The organism is Arcicella aquatica, assembly GCF_034928825.1.
Lineage (GTDB): Bacteria > Bacteroidota > Bacteroidia > Cytophagales > Spirosomataceae > Arcicella > Arcicella aquatica.
On record NZ_JAYFUL010000012.1, the window covers coordinates 39,799 to 59,016 of the forward strand.

Genomic DNA, 19,218 nt, shown 5'->3' on the forward strand with positions numbered 1-19,218 from the left:
TTATAACAGCGACTCTTTTCAAAAATAATGATTTTATCCCTTACAAAATCCTCAACTTAGCAAAGCTCAATAGCAATGTTTTCTCACCAATTGTGCCTTCAAACTGAATCACTGCTTTACGGTCGGTTCCATTAACATCTATCTTTTTTACTTTCCCGAAACCAAATTTTAAATGTTCTACACGGTCGCCTTCTACCAAGGCTTTCGTATCGCTAGGTACAAAATCTTGTGAAGGAACATAGCTATTACCAACAACTGGGCGAGGTGCCGGTTTGGCTATTAAATTGGCAGTAGACGTTGGCTTATTAGGTATGTTAAAGTCAGGTGCCTTTTGCTCACGATTGGTCATTCTGACAAATCCTTGTGGTGCTGGTCTTTCTTCGGCACGACGAATATTTTTAGCAAACTGTAAAAAACTTGGATCAATTTCATCAAGGAAACGACTTGGTTCACATGGTTTTAAGCGTCCGTATTGATAGCGACTTTCAGCATAAGACATCATCAGTTTTTTCTCAGCACGAGTAATCGCTACATAGAATAATCTCCGTTCTTCTTCCAAATCAGCCCTACTTTGCAACATCATTTGGCTAGGGAAAAGGTCTTCTTCCATACCGACCACATACACATGATTGAACTCTAACCCTTTTGCTCCGTGAATAGTCATCAACGTTACTCTATCATTATCACCATCAGGGTCGTCGCTATCGGCTGTGGTTAATAAAGAAACCGTTTGTAAGAAGCTAGAAAGCGATTTATCTTCCTCCTCCACTTCGTTATCGTCCACAAATTCTTTGATAGAGTTCAATAATTCCTGCACGTTTTCATAGCGTGAAAGTCCCTCTACCGTTTTATCTTCATGCAGTTCTCGTAATAGTCCTGATGCTTTGGCAATGTGAGAAGCTACTTCATAAGCATCTTTTTTATCAGCTTCCACCATGATTTTAAAAGACTTTATCAAGTCAGCAAAACCTTCGATGGTATCAGCAAATCGTCCTGCTTGGAATTGCTTGATATTTGAAACCACTTCCCATACAGAAATCTGATTTTCAGAAGCAGTTACGGCAATTTTAGCAATGGTCGTATCGCCAATACCCCTTTTGGGTAAATTGATAATTCTTTTAAAAGCCTCTTCGTCTTTCTGGTTTACTACAAAACGGAAGTAAGCCAATAAGTCTTTTACCTCACGGCGTTGATAGAATGACAAACCACCAATAATTCTGTACTTAATATTCAACTTCCGAAGCGCCTCTTCAAATGACCTAGACTGTGCGTTGGTTCTATACAAAATGGCAAAATCTGTATTGCGTAATCCATGTGCCATTTTTGATTCAAAAAGGTGGGTTGCAATCAAACGCCCTTCTTCATTATCCGAGCTGGCTTTAATCAGCTCAATCAATGAACCTTCTTCATTTTCAGTAAATACCTTTTTCTTTAACTGATTTTTGTTTTTGGCAATGATAGAATTGGCAGCCTCTACAATATTTTTAGTAGAACGATAATTCTGTTCAAGCTTGATAGTAGCCATATTTGGATAATCTTTCTCCAAATTCAAGATATTATCAATACTTGCACCACGGAATGCATAAATCGACTGGGCATCGTCACCTACTACACACAAATTTTTCGATAGTTCAGATAGTTTCTTGACAATCAGGTACTGTGAAATATTGGTATCTTGAAACTCATCTACCATGATGTATTTGAATTTGCGTTGATATTTATCCAATACTGCAAGGTGGTCACGGAAAAGAATATTCGTGTTATACAGCAAATCATCAAAGTCCATCGCATTAGCCTGAAAACAGCGTAAGGCGTATATTTTATACAATTTGCCCATTTCTGGTAATTTAGCTGCCGCATCATCCGCAGCAATCACAGGATTGTTCAAATATTCATCTGGCCCAATCAAGCGGTTTTTTGCTCCTGAAATACGGTTGAAAATTACATTGGCTTTATACACTTTATCGTCGAGACCACGCTCTTTAACGATAGCTCTAATTAACGATTTAGAATCGTCGGTATCATAAATAGAGAAGTCAGACGTATATCCTAAATGTTTTCCGTCAAAACGAAGAATCTTGGCAAAGACAGAGTGAAAAGTACCCATCCAAAGATTTTTGCCATCGCTACCTACAGCATTTTCGATACGCTGTCGCATTTCACCGGCGGCTTTATTGGTAAAAGTCAGTAGTAAAATCTGGAATGGGTCAACGCCTTTTTCGATTAAATATGCTGTACGATAAGTCAGCACTCTAGTTTTACCAGAGCCTGCACCAGCGATAATCATCAAAGGACCGTCTATATGTTGTACCGCTTCACGTTGCGGTTCGTTTAAACCTTTTAAGTAATCCATATAAAATTTTTAACTCAAATTGAATTGACCCTAAAATTACGAAAAAATAAGGGAGGGGTTAGTAAGAAGTTAGCTTTGTTTTGGAAATGTTGATTTCGGCTGTATTTTTACTCACAGATTTTTATTTAAAAAGAGAATAACATAGACCAATTTATTATATCACATCTCTTCTGCATAAATCTGCGGAAGGTATCAGCATAAATCAGCGGGGAAATAGAAAAAATATTATGAACGAAACCAGACAAATAAGAGACATAGAAAAGGAATTTATCATTGCCCTTTTAGCCAAATTGAATCTCACGACTGATGATTACCCGATAGACAATGAAGTATTTGAATATGAAGGTGGGAAAATGGGAAGTATAAGTATTGGTAACAAAAATCCTGATGATTATGATGGAGATTTAATACAGGTAGAATATAATGATATTGATGGTGTACCTGTATTGATAACCCTTACCAAAAATAAATATAATCAATTATTAGATTTAGATTTCTGGAAAGAAGATTTCTCAGCATTGATTATCTACCCAAAAATTGAGGAGGTAATCGTTCGGCAAATGTAGGGTCGTATTGCATACGACCTCGGACGAATATTGGACACCACATGGGACGAATGCAATTCGTCCCTACATTTTTATAAATATAAAATATGGCTAAAATGAATTTTTGTCCACAATGTGGAAAAGACTTAATTACAAAGGTTAAAGATGATAGAGAAAGAATCCTTTGTCCAGATGAAAAAGATTGTGGTTTTGTACATTGGAATACCCCAACACCCGTAGTAGCGGCCATCGTAGAACACGAAGGAGATATTATTTTAGCCAGAAATGTTGCTTGGCCCGAAGGTTGGTTCGCTCTGATTACAGGTTTTTTAGAAGCAGGAGAAACACCCGAAGAAGGTATTTTAAGAGAAGTAAAGGAAGAATTAAACCTTGATGCTGAAATAGTAGAATTTGTCGGACTCTATGAATTTCATAGGATGAACCAACTAATTATAGCCTATCATATAAGAGCAACAGGAGTAATACAACTGAGCGAAGAACTATTAGAATTTCAACGGAAAAAAGACCATGAAATCCTGCCTTGGGCAGCAGGTACGGGAAAAGCCGTAAAAGACTGGCAAGCCAAAAGAGGTATTTTTAATGAAGTAATAGAGTTTAAAAGATAAAGAGTCAGGCTATGCACTAAACCCGTGATTAATAGCCTGACTCTTTTTCCAATCCAGATAACCTTTTATGGCTAAGGCGGATAAAAGCAAATACAGCACGCCTGTGCCATAAAGACCTTTATAGCAATACATTCCTGTGTAAAAAAAGTCGGCACTAATCCATAAAATCCAGTTTTCTACATATTTTCGGGCCATCATCCATTGTGCAATCAGGCTGATAGCAGTAAGCGAAGAGTCAATATAAGGCAAACTAGCATCAGAATATCTACCATGCATATAGCCGGAGGCGACCGTGAAAGCAACAAAAATGATGGTACAAGCTAACCAGAACTTTGAAGGCATTGTAGTAACAGCTAATTCAGTTTTTTCTTTGCCGCCAAATAACCATTGATACCAACCATAAATACTTAGGATAATAAATACTACCTGCAACTCCATATCTGAATAGAGTTTGAATTGCCAATATATTACGCCATAAATTCCAGAAGAAACAATAGCCCAAAACCATCCCCAAATATTCTGACGAGTATTCAACCAAACACAAATCAATGTGGTAAGTATCCCTAAGTCCTCTAGCCAGTTTTGTTGAATATATTCTTGCATGATTATTTAATTTGAAAATGTGATAATTTGAAGAGTTTAAACAGCTTCAATGATTGATAAAAATAAAAAAAGCTCATAACTCAAGGCTCAAAGCTTTTCTCTACTCTTTTCTTTCATTACTTTCTTTTCAATGTCTTCATAGTATTTACAGAAGCCTTTCAAGGCACATTCCCCACATTTTGGATTACGGGCTACACAGATATACCGACCATGAAGAATTAACCAGTGGTGTGCGATAGGTACAGATGCGACAGGAATATATTTCATTAATTCTTTTTCAACAGCCAATGGAGTAGTGGCTGTTTTGGCAACTAACCCAATACGATGCGAAACCCTGAATACGTGTGTATCAACAGCCATAGCAGGCTGATTATAAATAACAGATACAATAACGTTCGCAGTTTTGCGACCAACCCCCGGTAAAGTTTGTAATTCCTCAATTGAATTAGGCACTTCAGAATGGTAAACAGAAACCAACCTTTGTGCCATGCCTATTAAATGCTTGGCTTTGTTGTTAGGATAAGAGATAGAACGGATATAACTAAATACTTCATCAAATGTTGCTTTCGATAATGATTCAGCATCTGGGAATCGCTCAAACAAAGCAGGTGTTACCATATTTACACGTTTGTCAGTACACTGAGCCGACAGTGATACCGCCACTAATAGTTCATAAGGTGTACGATAATGCAATTCCGTTTCTGCAATCGGGAAGTTTTCGGTGAAATAAGCAATAAGCTTTTGATAACGTTCTTTCTTGAGCATGACTATTTGGTATAATCTAAAAGAAGCCTTTGATTTTGGCAAAGGCTTCTTTGGTAAACTAAAATTTTACGAACTTAATTTCTATAGCATTTCAGCTTCGCGTTGACGATTTACTCTTGCCGACACTAGAATACTTACCTCGTATAAACACAACAATGGAAAGGTTACCAATAACTGAGAAATCATATCTGGCGAAGGCGTAATTATCGCTGCAACAATCAGAATACCAACCACTGCATGGCGACGGTATTCTCGCATAAAAGATGGAGTAAGAATACCTACACGAGATAGTACATAAGTAATCATTGGTAATTGAAATGTTAATCCACAAGCCAATGTCATCATTGAAAGCAAAGAGATATAATCACTGATATCGAATTGGTTTTGGATAGACTCGTCTAGTTTAAAGCTTGCCAAAAAGTTGATTGCCATTGGCGAAACCACAAAATAACCAAAAGCTACGCCCATGAAAAACAACAACGATACCCAGAAAACAGCTCCACGTGCAGCCTTAGCTTCTGTGATTTTTAAGCCGGGTTTTACAAAACGCCAAATTTCCCAGAAGAAATAAGGGAAAGAAAACAATAAGCCTACAAGGATTGACTGCGTAAGCGCCATCATAAACTGTCCTGATACTTCTCTGCTTTGCAAAATAAAGTTTGCTTGGGTAAAACACAAACCTTCTACACCTGTAGCATCTGCTAATTTACAAAGCATTCGGTTGGTCCAGAACTCAGACTTTGAAGGTCCCATAATAACTTTTCCAAAAATTTCTTTTTGAAAAATCCATGCTACAATTGTAAATACCAAAATAGACGCTACCGAACGTAATATGTGCCAACGGAGTTCTTCAAGGTGGTCAAGGAATGTCATTTCATCACCTTCTTTTTCGTCTGATTCTTTGTCAAATTCTTGGTCTAAAGCCATTTTTTGAATATTAATTTGCTATTTTAATAAAGGTAATACGTTTAAATATTCCCCTTTTTTTGTTCTGTTTCTACCATTCATCTCTGATAAACAAGCGATGGTATTTTTGCTTCACTGCAAAAGTACATCAAAAACGCAAAAAACCCTGATAACCTTTACGATTGTCTGTTTATTATAGGGCAGATAGATTTTTCAAAAAACATTTATTAGCCACTTGCAGGCAGGCAAAAAAAATCTCCAAAGCCTTATCCTAGGTTTTGGAGATTTTAAAATATGGTTGAATAACAATCAAATAGTAGTCATGGGTATAATTTCTACTTTCTGATTTTGTAAAATACTCAATGGGAAAACAGTATTACTTTCGCCTGTTTGTAGTGTAATGGAAGTATTATCAATGGCAACAATTTGCCCTCTTACGCCATCGAGGATAATAGTTTGCCCTTCTTTGAATTTATTTTTACTATAAAAATTAGACAAAATATTGGCAAGCACATCTTTTGAAGCCAATCCATACCCAACAGCAAATGATAAGATAATTCCACCGATGATGAGGTTGAAGCTAGATTCTAACAGACTGGTTTCGATACCTGCTTGTTTCAAAGCGGCAATCAATGCCACTACCAAGAAGAAAAAGAAAACAATATTACCTAAAAGCTTGCCCGATTCTATTCTCAATGACTTACAAACATTTATCACAGAGTTCTTGAGCGCATCGGCAATCATAACACCTGCTAAAAGCATAAGGGCCGAAGCAATTAGCTTAGGAATAAGATTGACCAATGAAGAAACCATGTCAGTCAACACCCTCATCTCTAGGGTTTCTGTCGCTGCTGTAAGAAACACTAGCATAATGAAATAGTAAAGTGTTTTTGAGACAAAGGCACTTAGTTTTATTAATCCAAAACGTTTGATAATATCTATTTCATTCAGTTTGTCTCCTAATTTATCAAACCCAGATTTTTCAAGTCCTTTTTGTAGAACATTGGTAGTTATTTTAGCGATAACCACACCCACAATCAACAAAATGAGTGCACCAAGTACCTTGGGAGTAAATAGGAATAATTGTTCTAAAAGTTTTTGGAAAGTCTGAAAGAGGATGTCTTGAATGTTAGGCATAATGGTAAATATTTGCAATAAGAAAGAAATGGTTAAATCTCGGATTGTTCTTGTTCAGTATTTATATCGATTGATTTTGTGAAAGTGTTGATGAAATTCCCAACAAATAACTCAACCAGTACAGACGTGACTCTTATGGTCTCTATTTCGGCTACTAGCGCAGCTTTGACATGAGGCGCAATCTTTTTTTCGGAGTCGATATTTTTTAATGGATTGTTATTCATGATGAAAAAAAACATGGATAGCTTTGGTGACGATTATTCCCCAGAAAAATAAACTTTCTAAGTAAGCCTTTTTTAACTTATCCTTTGCTCTTAATAAACGCATCTTGACAGCACTTTCAGAAATATCCAAGGTATTAGAAATCTCTTTGATACTCATTTCGTCTTGATACTTCATCATTAAGATAGATTTATCCTCGGCAACAATCTGTTGAAGTGCTTTCCGAAGGCGATGGTCTTCCATTTCAGCTAGTTCAGCCTCTTCGTCATTATCAATCAAATCAAAATTGTCATCAATCAGATGTTCATTATAGCGTTTTGAAATTCTTAATTGGTCTATACAGTAGTTATAAGTAATAGAATATAGCCAAGTTGAAAATTTAGCTGTTTCTTTATAGCAACCAATATTTAAAACAAGTTTCATGAAAATATCATGTGTAAAATCTTCTGCTTTGGCTTCATCTTTTACAAAAGATAAACATTTGCGATAGATTTTATCAGCATAACGGTCATATAACTGTTCAAAATAGCTGTTGTTTTGACTTTCAATAAACAGGGAAACTAATCGTTCGTCACTTAATTTTTTAAGGTTCATTAATACTAAAGCTAAATGCTATAAATGAATTATTAATCGTATTTGGTGACTAACCAATGCGATTGTTGGTCTTATACTTTAAGGAGGAATTTTGGTGGGCAGTGACGCTGTGTGTTATTGGAATACGAAAATAACAAAAAATATTTACTTTCTATTATATATTTAAAAAGCGAAAAGCCTTAAATTAGCTAAATCGCAAGGTTTTATATAATATTTTTAATACCAGAGGCGTTGAAATTTATATGATAATACCTACAGCACATGAAATTATTCTTAAGTTTTTTTTTATTAAGTGCCTTTTTTCTAGGAGCTTGTAAAGTTACCCAAAAAGGGACATCGTCAGTTACTGAGCAATCGTCTTCAAATACCGATTTATCAGCCAAAATTATTTTTACTTTAAGTAAAACTCCATGTTATGGAACGTGTCCAGTATTTAAAATGACTGTATTTGAAAATGATAGCTTAGTGTATGAAGGTGAAAGATTTGTTGATAAAATAGGCGTATCTTCAAAGTCTTTACCAAAAGGAAAAGTAAAAGAGCTTGTTAGTAAATTTAGAGCAGCTAATTTTTTTGAATTCAAAAAAGAATATAGCGCTCCTATTACCGATATGCCCACTACATATATTTCTTTTACTGATAAGACCAAGACGCTGAAAATTAAAGATTACCATGGAAGTCCAGAGGAGCTAAAGCAACTAGAACAACTCCTTGTTGATTTAGTATCTGACGAGATAAAAGTTAAAAAATAGATAGCGTGAAATTTAATGATTTTATAATAAGGATATCTTCTTATTAGATTTAACTTTGTTGAGGCATGAGTGTAATTCCCAAATACAGAAAACGCAGTAGAGTAAAGGATTCTCTTGTGGGGAATCTTTTTTCCTTTCTAAACAATTTTATGAATACAAAGCAAACACCCGAAGAGAAACGTCGTCTCGAAAAGGTCATTAATAAGTCGTATGACGTTATTGAGAAGTCTGACTATATCAGCCGTGATTTAAGTTGGTTGAAATTTGATGAAAGAGTACTTGATCAAGCTAGAGATATACGTAGGAATATTTTCGATAGATTAAAATTCTTAGCGATTACAGCTTCAAACCTTGATGAATTTTTTACGATTCGTGTAGGTTCATTGTATAACTATATCGATTACGGTAAAGAGCGTACAGATTATTCGGGTCTGAGAGAATTGCCTTTCAAAAAAACGTTAATGGCTGCCACACAATCTTTTGTGTCAGAAACACAAAGGTTGTATAACGAAGAATTGTTCCCAGAATTTGTTGAAAATGGCTTTAGAGTAGTCGGGCTGAATGACCTCAATGATGAGGAAATGGAGCAAGTCCTTGATTACTTCAATCGTACTATTTACCCAATGCTTACGCCTATGGTTTTCGACCATACGCATACTTTCCCGAGTTTACTTGGTAAAACCTTGATTTTCGGGGTAGTTACTAAAAGCGAAGGGGAGCGTACTGAAAGCAATATTAACGAAAGCAGAAAGATAAGTTTTGTTCAGATACCACAAAACCTAAAACGTTTTTATGTGGTAGAGCGCGAAGAAGAAGTATTGTTTTTGCCTATTGAAGAAATCATTCGTCACGAAATCTGGAAGCTTTATAAAAACGTAGAAATTGAATCAGTTGCCTTGTTCAGAATTACAAGAAACGGTGATTTTGATGTGGTAGAACATGAAGATTCTGAAACTGATTTTATCGATGAAATCAAGAAGAAAATCAAAGACCGTCGTTTGGGTAGAGTTACCCGTATCGAAATGGAAAATGGTTGTTCAGAGTGGATGTTGCAAATGATGCTAAAGCGTTGGAAGCTAGAAAAGAACGATATATTTTTTAGCAGTACGCTGATTGACTTTACAGCCTTCTGGCAGATTATTAAGCATACAGAGTTAAAGTCAAGACAAAATATTCAAAAAGCATCTGTTCCAGCATTGGGTCAACTTACTCAAAAGCCAGAGCATATCTTTGAAACGATGAAACAAGGGGATATACTTTTGCATCATCCCTTTAACAACTTTGAGCCTGTACTTCAGTTGTTAGAACAAGCCGCAGAAGACCCACAGGTATTGGCTATTAAAATAACACTTTACCGAATTTCAAAACATTCGCGTATTGCGGAGGCACTATTACACGCCGCTGAAAATGGCAAACACGTGTCGGTATTGTTTGAAGTAAAGGCACGTTTTGACGAGGAAAATAATATTCGTGAAGCCCTCCGCTTACAAAAAGCAGGTTGCTTTGTGATTTATGGAATACCGGGGCTTAAAACCCATACCAAACTGTTGCAAGTAATCAGAAATGAAGGTGACAGAGTAAAAAGCTATGCCCATTTATCTTCTGGAAATTATAATGAAGATACTGCCAAGCTTTATACTGATATTGGCTTATTAACTACTGACGAAGTATTAACAAGAGATATTTCAGAATTCTTTAATGTTATTACTGGTCATTCGCAACCGCACTCTTATGAAAGGCTAATTACTGCGCCTAGAGATATGCGTAAGCGTTTGGTAGAAATGATTCAGCATGAAGCTGCTAATGCAAAAGCTGGTTTGCCAAGTGGAATTTGTTTAAAAATAAATTCATTGCAAGATAAAATTACGATTGATGAATTATACAAAGCGTCGCAAGCGGGTGTGAAAATTCAATTGATAGTAAGAGGTATTTGCTGTTTGCGTCCGCAGAGAAAAGGATTGTCTGAAAACATTACGGTGCGTTCTATCGTAGGAGATTTCCTTGAACATACCCGTATTTATTATTTCCATAACAATGGCGAGCCTAAAGTATATGGAGGTTCAGCAGACGTAATGGTAAGGAGTTTTGACAGAAGAATAGAATCTCTTTTTGAAATATATGGGGTTCAAGTAAAACAACAAGCCATTCATATTTTAGACTGGAACCTGAAAGACAATGTAAATGCTTATACCATGCAAGAAGATGGCTCGTTTAAGCATTGTGCCTCGCCAGCAGAATGTGGGGTTGAAGCATTTGATATTCATAAAAAATTCTTTGAAGTAAGTATGGCAGATGTAATGGAAGCCAAATTGTTTCAAGAAGAGGAGATAATTGAAGAAGAAGTAAGCACTGAAGTCTAATTCAGTTTATATCAACAATAAAGGCGACCATTTGATAAAAATGGTCGCCTTTATTGTTATTTGAAAATTAATTTAATGAACCCTTATAAAAAGGTTTTAAAAGTTTTGAAGTTTTTGATGAAAGTAAACGGTATTGCTCCATTTTTACTTGAGAAGGAGTTTTTTCTAGTTTTCGGATGATAAATTTTAAAGGAGTTTCTCTAGAAACAAATACCAAAGAAATCAGCCAATCTTGTGTTTGTGATTCGACTAGATATCCAACTAAAGATTCTCCTAGCCATTTTTCTTCCAATAATAGTAAATCATTACCTCCTCCTTGAGAGTTTTCCTGAAAATTATAGTCAAAATCAAAAATATCCATAGTTTTATTTTTTCAAGATTATTTATAAATATAACGATATTTTTAATTGATTGTTATTTTTATAAAAAAAATGCAAAAAACTACATCCATTTTAAATACTGATTTATGAAGGTATTGATGGTTATGACTTTTGAGACAATACTACTGAAATTCAAACTTTCCTAATCTAGCCAAATTTGTTATGTTCGCACAGAGAAATAACTTAATACTGTGTGTGCAATGAAAAAACGTGCCACGAAGAATCTGTAAGAGTAGAAAATGCTTCTTGTTTATAAAGGTGGGTGACTGTTAAATGGTTATATCTCTATTCTTTTCTTCGTCCCCCCCGAATAGTTCGTGTAATTTCTTTTGTAATAGTTTTTTGTCAGGAAGTTGAGTTTTGTATTCAGAAACCATTGTTGGTGAAAGACTTCTACTTAAAGCATACTCTACGACTTCAGTATCTTTGTCTTTGCATAACAAAATTCCAATACTAGGATTTTCATTTTGCTTTTTAACGTCTCTGTCCAAGGCTTCCAGATAAAAATTCAATTGCCCCAAATGTTCAGGCTTGAATTTATCTGTCTTTAATTCAAAGGCTACCAAACATTGTAAACCACGATGATAAAATAAAAGGTCAATGTAAAAATCGCTATAGCCAACTTGTAACCTGTATTCTTCTCCAATAAAAAGGAAGTCTTTCCCAAGTTCCAGAATAAAGTTTTTCATTTGTTTTACAAGTCCATCTTGCAAATCGCTTTCACTGTGTTTTTCTGGTAAACTCAAAAATTCAAATACATAGCTATCTTTAAAGGCATTTGAAAAGTCATGGTTAGATTCACTTAGTGTTGTTGAAAACTTTGAGTTTCCTATCATAATCCGCTCAAAAAGACTAGCTGATATTTGTCGTTCGAGTTCTCTAAAACTGTAATTTTCTTGTTTTGAAAACTTTAAATAAAATTCTCTTTCTTCAATCGTCTTACATCTTGAAAAGATAGCTAAATTGTGAGACCAGCTAATTTCTCTCAACAGTGTTGAGAGTTTTGGAAAGTCCTTGTAAGCTTCGTAAAATTGTTTCATTCTCCAAATATTCTTATTGGAAAAACCTTTTAAGTCTGGTTCGTTTTGTTGGATGTATTTTGCTAATTCAGTAACTACAGAGTCTCCCCATTCAGATTGTTCAATTTTCCTGCTAATATATTCTCCAATGTTCCAATAAAGATTTATCAATTCAGCATTGACGGCTCTTATTGCATTCGCCTGAGATTGTTTAATTAGTTGTATAATATCAATAAATCGATTGTCCATATTTTCCTTGTATGCTACAAATTTATAAATTAATTGCCTGTTCGTTAGCTTGTTGGGATTATTTATACAATAGTGATGATAAGTTTGTAATAACAAAATAACAAGACCAGTAACTCATGCTATGAATTACTGGTCCGAAGGTAGTTATTACTAAAATAATGATATAAGAAACAGATGCTTTAATCTATACTTTTGCACTTTTAATGTTATGAAAAATACTTCGTTTTTCCCGGAATTGCTACAGGATAATTTCCATTTGCATCTGGTTTCAAAGGCATATCAGCATCCCATGCCAAAGTTTTTGGCATAATATCAATCCCTGAATTAATGGCTTTGTCCCATTCAATCACTTGTCCTGAATAAGTAGCCATTCTGCCTAAAATAGAAGTCATTGTTGACTTCGCACCGTTTTCGGCATCAGCAAATTTGTATTCACCTTTAGCAATGGCTTCAAACAATTCATCATGTTCGGTTTGATAAGGTTGATTCTCCTTATTTTTCTTATCAAATGCATATAACGAGTTGCCTTTATGGTCCGTGATTTTAGCGGCATCAAACTGAATTTTACCTTTAGTCCCTACCACCAATTCATCTACTTTAGCCCAAGTGCCTTTCATGTGACGGCATTGAGAATTCAAAATAGTGCCATCGGCATATTCAAATTCTACCAAGTGGTGGTCAAATATTTCACCAGTATCTTTTCCTTTACGTACTTCTCTACCACCAGTACCCCTTGCTCTAACTGGATAGCCATTTTTTGCCCAATTGATTACATCAATATTATGGATATGTTGTTCAGTAATATGGTCGCCACAAAGCCAGTTGAAATAATACCAATTGCGCATTTGATAGTCCATTTCTGTTTGTCCAGGTTTGCGAGGGTTCGTCCAAACGCCATCATTATTCCACCAAGCAGAAGCCGAAACAATATCTCCGACCATGCCATCTTGCAGGCGTTTCATCAATTCGCGGTACGAATTCTGATAATGTCTTTGTAAACCAACTACCACATTTAGCTTTTTAGCCTTTGCTTTTTCGGCTGCGGCTAATACTCTTTGGATACCAGCAGGGTCTGTTGCTACAGGTTTTTCCATGAAAATATGTTTACCCGCATTTACGGCTGCTTCAAAATGCATCGGACGAAACCCTGGAGGCGTAGTAAGAATCACTACATCAGCCAAAGGAATAGCTTTTAGATAAGCATCGAATCCCGTAAATTTATGATCTTCAGGTACATTGATTTTTGCTTTTAAATGTGCTTGGTCATCACTTGTTATATTTTCATAACACTGATTCAAGCGGTCTTTGAAAGCATCGGCCATCGCTACTAGCTTAACATTCTGCTTAGTGCTTAATGCCTGAACTACTGCTCCTGTGCCTCTACCTCCGCAACCGATGACAGCAATTTTTATGGTATCATCCGAATTGCTATTGAAGAATGAAGCTTCAGATAAAAACGGAGTGGTTAATAATCCACCTGTAATGATGGAAGTACTTTTTACGAAATCTCGTCTATTAAAATTCATAGTAAATAAGAGTTGTGAATTGTGAATTTTTTAATCTCCCAAAATCTGTGATTAAATATTTTTCCCGCTGATTTTCGCTGAAAAAAATACGCTGATAACGGTGATGAATATTAGAAAAATATCTGTAAATCATCGATTTAAAATCTCCAAAATCTGCGGGTAAATCTCTTTCCTACTTCAACACACTTTCAAAAAAAGCATCAACCTCTTCCTTTGTTGGTTGTTTTACAGGCCTGATGATTCTGAAACCTACGAAGGGTGAATCAGCATTCCACCATTTACTTTTTGGAATTTGGGGGTCTCTTCTGTTCCAAATGGCGTCAGATTTCAGACGGTTGGCACTACGTAATTGTATAGCTTCATCTTGATAATTCCCCCCTTTCACAGTGCTTGGATAACGTTTTAATTTTGTATTATAAGGATTAACCTCATTCGCTTGTATTTTTTGATAAAAGCTTTCATCGTATTGATCAAGCGTCCACTCCGTTACATTACCTAGCATATCATATAATCCCCAAGCATTAGGCTTTTTCTCGCCTACGTGATGGTATTTATCCTCTGAATTGCTTTTAAACCAAGCATAATCTCCTATGTTAGTAGCATCATTTCCAAAGAAATAAGCTGTATTACTTCCAGCCCTACACGCATATTCCCATTCAGCTTCGGTGGGTAGTCTATGAAAAAAACCTGTTTTGTAATATAACCATTTGCAATACATCAAAGCGGCGTATTGTTGCATAGAATTAGCAGGAAATCCTCCTACTTTTCCCATACCCAAAGTAAAATCTATATAAGGGGGACTAGGGCGAGTAATTGCATCTGGTTTAGGCTCTGGGTCTCTTTCCTCCTCAAAAAATAATTGGTATTCGTCGTAAGTTACTTCGTATGCTCCCATCCAAAAGGGCTCAATTTTTACTTTTACTTGTGGACTTTCGTCGGCTTCGTGTCCTTGTTCTGACGCTGGACTTCCCAAGGAGAATGTTCCCGCAGGAATAGGCACCATTTTATATTTTACGGTAGTGTTCGGAATAGTTTGCTCGTAAGGCTTAAAATCTTGCGCAACAGTTTCTTGAAAAAGAATAATTAAAAAGATTAAGAGTATTTTTTGCATAGTATGTTTAAAGTAAGTTGTGCTAAAATTAAAAAAATAATTTTTTGAGCATATCCTGTTTAATCTGTGCAAACCTTATTGGGCAAAATAGGCATCAAATCCCTTTGATTGCCATTTCAAGATTTTTTCATCCTTTATTTCAGCAATCATTACTTCACAATTGGGCATGGATTTTATTAACTTCAATGCTTTTTTTGTACTTAATACACTACAAGCAGTAGCCAGCCAGTCGGCAGTTGCGCCATCTGGTGCGATAACGGTTACATTCTTTCGTTCGGTTAAGCCCATTCCAGTAGCAGGATTTACGATATGGGAATAATACTTTCCATTGAATGTTACATATTGATACATATCGCCAGACGTAGCTACGGCTTGATTTTGAAGTACTAAATATCGTTGTAATAGTTCCTCTGAATTGGGAACATTAATACCAATTTTCCAGCCAGATGTTCCTTCCCAACTCATGGCTAAGTCTCCTCCAGCATCTACCAACACTTTTTTAAAACCTTTTTCCCGATAAAAATCTACAACCACTTGTGCAATATATCCTTTGGCAATACCGCCTAAATCTAATAAAGTATTAGGCTTTGATAGTCTGACACTTTTATTAGCAGGGTTCATCTGGATAGCACGATAGCCTACCGTTTTAATGGCTTCTTGCAAAACTATAGGTTGGGGTAAAATTTTATCTTTTCTGGTTTTTCTCCATAGCTTTACCACCCTACCAATACTAATATCAAAAGCACCATTGCTTTTCAGAGAAGCTTGTACTGATTTTTGTAAAATATCCCACAAGGCAGGCGTTACCTGTGTAAAAGATTTTTGTCCTGCTTTTGTACTCAATTTTGAAAGCTCACTATTTTCAAGATAATCGCTATAAATAAGGTTGAGCGAATCTACGAGCAGGTAAGCCTGTTTCGTAACTTCTTTAATTTGGATAGAGTCGTTTGCGTAAACAGTAATGTTAAAAGGAGAGCCCATTTTGGGCTGTGAGAAATTAAATTTTAGTGACTGACCAAACGAATATGTTAGTGGAAATAATAAAAAAATAAAAAACAGTTTCATGAATTGGAATTTTACAATCATTTAATAAGAATTTTTATCGAAATCTTTTAAAAGTACAAAAAAGATAGTAATTTTGTCTTGCAAATAACAATATCAACGATATTTGCCATGTTAGATACATCCAAGTTCCTTTTCGAAGCCCTCACATATGACGACGTGCTTCTTCTTCCTGCTTATTCAGAAGTTCTTCCACGAGATACAAGTACGCAATCAAAACTTACTCGTAACATTGTTTTAAATACCCCAATTGTTTCCGCTGCGATGGATACTGTTACCGAAGCTGATTTAGCCATTGCTATGGCACAAGAAGGTGGTATCGGAATCATTCATAAAAATATGACTATTGCCCAACAGGCTGCCCAAGTAAGAAAAGTAAAACGTTCGGAATCTGGAATGATTATAGATCCGATTACCCTTACTGAAGGACAAACCTTAGGTGATGCACATCGTATAATGCGTGATTTTAAAATAGGTGGTATTCCAGTAGTTAACGATGGAGGAAAGTTGATTGGTATCCTTACTAACAGAGACTTGCGTTTCCAAAAAGATTTGACAAAATTGGTTACTGAAATAATGACCAAAGTAAATCTTATTACTGCCAAAGAGGGAATTTCATTAGAAGATGCTGAAAGCATTTTACAAGAATATAAAATTGAAAAATTACCAATCGTTGATGCCAACCAAACATTGATTGGATTGATAACGTACAAAGATATTTTGAAGAGAAAAAGTCACCCAAATGCTTCAAAAGATTCTTTAGGTCGTTTAAGAGTAGGTGCTGCTGTAGGCGTAACAGCAGATTTATTAGAAAGAGTAGCCGCTTTAGTAAAAGTTGGCGTAGATGTAGTAAGTATTGATACTGCCCACGGACATTCTAAAGGAGTAATTGATGCGTTGAAATCAGTAAAAGCAACTTTCCCTAATTTAGATGTTATTGTAGGTAACGTTGCTACTGGCGACGGTGCAAGAGCGTTAGCGTTAGCTGGTGCAGATGCTATTAAAGTAGGAGTAGGCCCAGGTAGTATTTGTACAACGCGTATTATTGCTGGCGTTGGGATGCCACAATTAACCGCAGTTTATGAAGCAGCCTTGGCTGTTGCCGACTTAAACGTACCTATTATCGCAGATGGAGGTATTCGTTTTTCGGGTGATATTGTAAAGGCTATTGCTGGTGGAGCAAGTACTGTGATGATTGGTTCGATGTTAGCTGGTACAGATGAAGCACCGGGCGAAATAGTACTTTTTGAAGGACGTAAATATAAAACTTACCGCGGTATGGGTTCTGTTGAAGCGATGGAGGATGGTTCTAAAGACCGTTATTTCCAAGATGCTGAAGACGACATCAAGAAATTGGTACCAGAAGGTATTGTAGGTAGAGTACCATTCAAAGGAGCAGTTTCTGAAATCATTTATCAGATGGTAGGAGGACTAAAGGCTGGAATGGGCTATTGCGGTGCTGGAAACATAGAAGCGATGCAAAAAGCAAAGTTTGTAAAGATAACAGCAGCAGGTTCTAGAGAGAGCCATCCACACGATATTACTATTTCAAAAGAAGCACCTAACTACAGTGCCAAATAAGAATAAATTATTTTAGTCCGTTATTTGTGAAAAATTAATAACGGACTAAAAATTATATTATATGAAGAAACAACATTTGCTATTCATTATTGTAAGCCTACTTTATTCATTGAATACTTTTTCACAGGATAAAAAAAACGAAGAAACTAAGCCTCAGGAATCAAAACCTCAAGAAGTTAAATCTCAAGAAGTAAAACCTCAGGAAATAAAGCCTAAAGAAATAAAAAAAGATACTTCGTACTGGAAGAAGAAAACACAATATGGTGCTAATTTCAGTAATGCAGGTTTTAGTAATTGGAGCCCCGGAGGGCAAAATGCCACAGGTTTTACGGTTTTTTTCAATACAAAAAGAGAATACACCAGAGGTAAAACTACTTGGGTAAACGATTTGCAAATGCAATACGGCTTGCTTGATAATGGAAATGGTTTTAGAAAGAGCATCGATCGATTGTTCTTTGATTCTAAGGTTGGTCATAAATTATCCCCACGCTGGGCTTTGGTGGGTGTGTTTAACTTTCAGTCGCAGTTTACCTCAGGTTATAAATATGGAGATGTAGCAACGAATGATATAAAAATCTCTAATTTTTTATCACCTGCGTATATTACCGAATCGATAGGGTTTGAATGGAAGCCCAAACCATATTTTGGAATGGTATTTTCTCCGGGTGCTATCCGTCAAACAATCGTAACTGATGATGGTGTAAGAGAAAGAGACCCCGTAACGGGTGCTTTGCAAGTAGCCTATGGTGTTCACGTAGGTTCTAAATTTAGAAATGACTTTGCCCTTATCCAGATTGTCTCAAATTTTGATAAAGACATTGCTAAAAATATCAATCTAAAATTACGTCATCAGGTTTTTATTAATGCCAACTCGTTGGCCCATATTGATAATAGAATAGATGCGAAAATAGCAGCAAAAATTAATAAATATTTTAGTGCTACTTTTGATTTAATTGTATTGTATGACGACGATTTAAGCATGAAAATTCAGCAGGCAAGAAATTTAGGGCTTGGCTTTTTGTATACATTTTAAGAATTTTCACCATATTAGCATTGTTAACACATTTCATAGTTTTCAAAAACACTCAGACAATGCTAAAAGAATTTAGAAAATTTATTGCCCACGGGAATGTCCTTGATTTGGCAATAGGAGTAATTATCGGAGGTGCTTTCGGTAAAATAGTTACTTCATTAGTGGATGATATCCTGATGCCATTAATTGGCATAGCAATAGGAGGAGAAGATTTCGCAAAACTATCTGTGATGGTAGGCAAAGCCGAGGTAAAGTATGGAAGTTTTATTCAGGTAGTAGTGCAGTTTTTGATTATTGCTTTTGTGATTTTTATGATTATAAAAGTAGCCAACAAAGCTGGATTGACTGATAAAAGGACAGAAGAAAAAGCATAAAATGATTTAATATCATTCAAGG

18 protein-coding genes are annotated in these 19,218 nt (G+C 35.8%); 7 read left to right on the plus strand and 11 right to left on the minus strand.

Translation table 11 applies throughout. The features are described 5' to 3' along the window. Positions 1-40: 40 nt before the first annotated feature. Positions 41-2,353, minus strand: a complete 2,313-nt coding sequence (locus VB264_RS09600) for an ATP-dependent helicase (protein WP_323248842.1) — start codon at positions 2,351-2,353, stop codon at positions 41-43. Between the two features lie 227 nt (positions 2,354-2,580). Between VB264_RS09600 and VB264_RS09605 the strand changes: the two genes are divergently transcribed. Continuing rightward, positions 2,581-2,919 carry a DUF6984 family protein gene (locus VB264_RS09605; RefSeq protein WP_309914823.1) on the plus strand — a complete coding sequence of 113 codons (339 nt, stop codon included), beginning with the start codon at positions 2,581-2,583 and terminating at the stop codon, positions 2,917-2,919. 86 nt (positions 2,920-3,005) lie between these two features. Further along, complete coding sequence (locus VB264_RS09610; RefSeq protein ID WP_323248844.1) at positions 3,006-3,524, plus strand: NUDIX domain-containing protein; 519 nt, start codon at positions 3,006-3,008, stop codon at positions 3,522-3,524. Positions 3,525-3,533: 9 nt separating this feature from the next. Here VB264_RS09610 and pnuC read toward each other — a convergent pair whose 3' ends face one another. The 5 genes from pnuC to VB264_RS09635 form a co-directional block, all read right to left on the minus strand. Further along, positions 3,534-4,127 (minus strand): nicotinamide riboside transporter PnuC, encoded by a 594-nt coding sequence (gene pnuC / locus VB264_RS09615; protein WP_323248846.1) that lies wholly within the window; start codon positions 4,125-4,127, stop codon positions 3,534-3,536. 87 nt (positions 4,128-4,214) lie between these two features. Beyond that, on the minus strand, positions 4,215-4,892 hold the full coding sequence (nth, locus tag VB264_RS09620; protein ID WP_323248848.1) for an endonuclease III: 678 nt from the start codon (positions 4,890-4,892) through the stop codon (positions 4,215-4,217). Between the two features lie 81 nt (positions 4,893-4,973). Further along, complete coding sequence (tatC, locus tag VB264_RS09625) at positions 4,974-5,819, minus strand: twin-arginine translocase subunit TatC (protein WP_323248850.1); 846 nt, start codon at positions 5,817-5,819, stop codon at positions 4,974-4,976. Positions 5,820-6,107: 288 nt separating this feature from the next. Beyond that, positions 6,108-6,935, minus strand: a complete 828-nt coding sequence (locus VB264_RS09630; protein ID WP_323248852.1) for a mechanosensitive ion channel family protein — start codon at positions 6,933-6,935, stop codon at positions 6,108-6,110. Positions 6,936-7,151: 216 nt separating this feature from the next. Next, entirely contained in the window at positions 7,152-7,751 is a 600-nt protein-coding gene (locus VB264_RS09635) for an RNA polymerase sigma factor (protein WP_323248854.1), read from the minus strand. A 261-nt stretch (positions 7,752-8,012) separates the two neighbouring features. Between VB264_RS09635 and VB264_RS09640 the strand changes: the two genes are divergently transcribed. Continuing rightward, a complete protein-coding gene (locus VB264_RS09640; protein ID WP_323248856.1) occupies positions 8,013-8,501 on the plus strand; it encodes a DUF6438 domain-containing protein in 489 nt (162 codons plus the stop codon). Positions 8,502-8,650: 149 nt separating this feature from the next. Further along, the gene (ppk1, locus tag VB264_RS09645) at positions 8,651-10,861 is read left to right on the plus strand and encodes a polyphosphate kinase 1 (RefSeq protein WP_323248857.1); all 2,211 of its coding nucleotides are present in this window, start codon (positions 8,651-8,653) and stop codon (positions 10,859-10,861) included. A 67-nt stretch (positions 10,862-10,928) separates the two neighbouring features. Here ppk1 and VB264_RS09650 read toward each other — a convergent pair whose 3' ends face one another. From VB264_RS09650 to VB264_RS09670, 5 genes are all read right to left on the minus strand, one after another. Further along, on the minus strand, positions 10,929-11,222 hold the full coding sequence (locus tag VB264_RS09650) for a hypothetical protein (RefSeq protein ID WP_309914853.1): 294 nt from the start codon (positions 11,220-11,222) through the stop codon (positions 10,929-10,931). A 288-nt stretch (positions 11,223-11,510) separates the two neighbouring features. Continuing rightward, the gene (locus tag VB264_RS09655; protein ID WP_323248859.1) at positions 11,511-12,509 is read right to left on the minus strand and encodes a PDDEXK nuclease domain-containing protein; all 999 of its coding nucleotides are present in this window, start codon (positions 12,507-12,509) and stop codon (positions 11,511-11,513) included. A 206-nt stretch (positions 12,510-12,715) separates the two neighbouring features. Further along, positions 12,716-14,035: a Gfo/Idh/MocA family protein gene (locus VB264_RS09660; RefSeq protein ID WP_309914858.1), complete on the minus strand. Its 1,320-nt coding sequence runs from the start codon at positions 14,033-14,035 to the stop codon at positions 12,716-12,718. Positions 14,036-14,207: 172 nt separating this feature from the next. Next, complete coding sequence (locus tag VB264_RS09665; RefSeq protein WP_323248861.1) at positions 14,208-15,146, minus strand: formylglycine-generating enzyme family protein; 939 nt, start codon at positions 15,144-15,146, stop codon at positions 14,208-14,210. A 75-nt stretch (positions 15,147-15,221) separates the two neighbouring features. After that, positions 15,222-16,127, minus strand: a complete 906-nt coding sequence (locus VB264_RS09670) for an FAD:protein FMN transferase (protein WP_323248863.1) — start codon at positions 16,125-16,127, stop codon at positions 15,222-15,224. 192 nt (positions 16,128-16,319) lie between these two features. On the opposite strand from VB264_RS09670, the gene guaB reads away from it, so the two are divergent. The 3 genes from guaB to mscL all read left to right on the plus strand — a co-directional run bounded on the left by guaB (position 16,320) and on the right by mscL (position 19,196). Beyond that, entirely contained in the window at positions 16,320-17,789 is a 1,470-nt protein-coding gene (gene guaB, locus VB264_RS09675; RefSeq protein WP_309914867.1) for an IMP dehydrogenase, read from the plus strand. Between the two features lie 61 nt (positions 17,790-17,850). Continuing rightward, positions 17,851-18,822 carry a DUF3078 domain-containing protein gene (locus VB264_RS09680; RefSeq protein ID WP_323248865.1) on the plus strand — a complete coding sequence of 324 codons (972 nt, stop codon included), beginning with the start codon at positions 17,851-17,853 and terminating at the stop codon, positions 18,820-18,822. 59 nt (positions 18,823-18,881) lie between these two features. Then, positions 18,882-19,196, plus strand: coding sequence for a large conductance mechanosensitive channel protein MscL (gene mscL, locus VB264_RS09685; protein ID WP_323248867.1), 315 nt, complete (start codon positions 18,882-18,884; stop codon positions 19,194-19,196). The last annotated feature ends 22 nt before the right edge of the window (positions 19,197-19,218 follow it).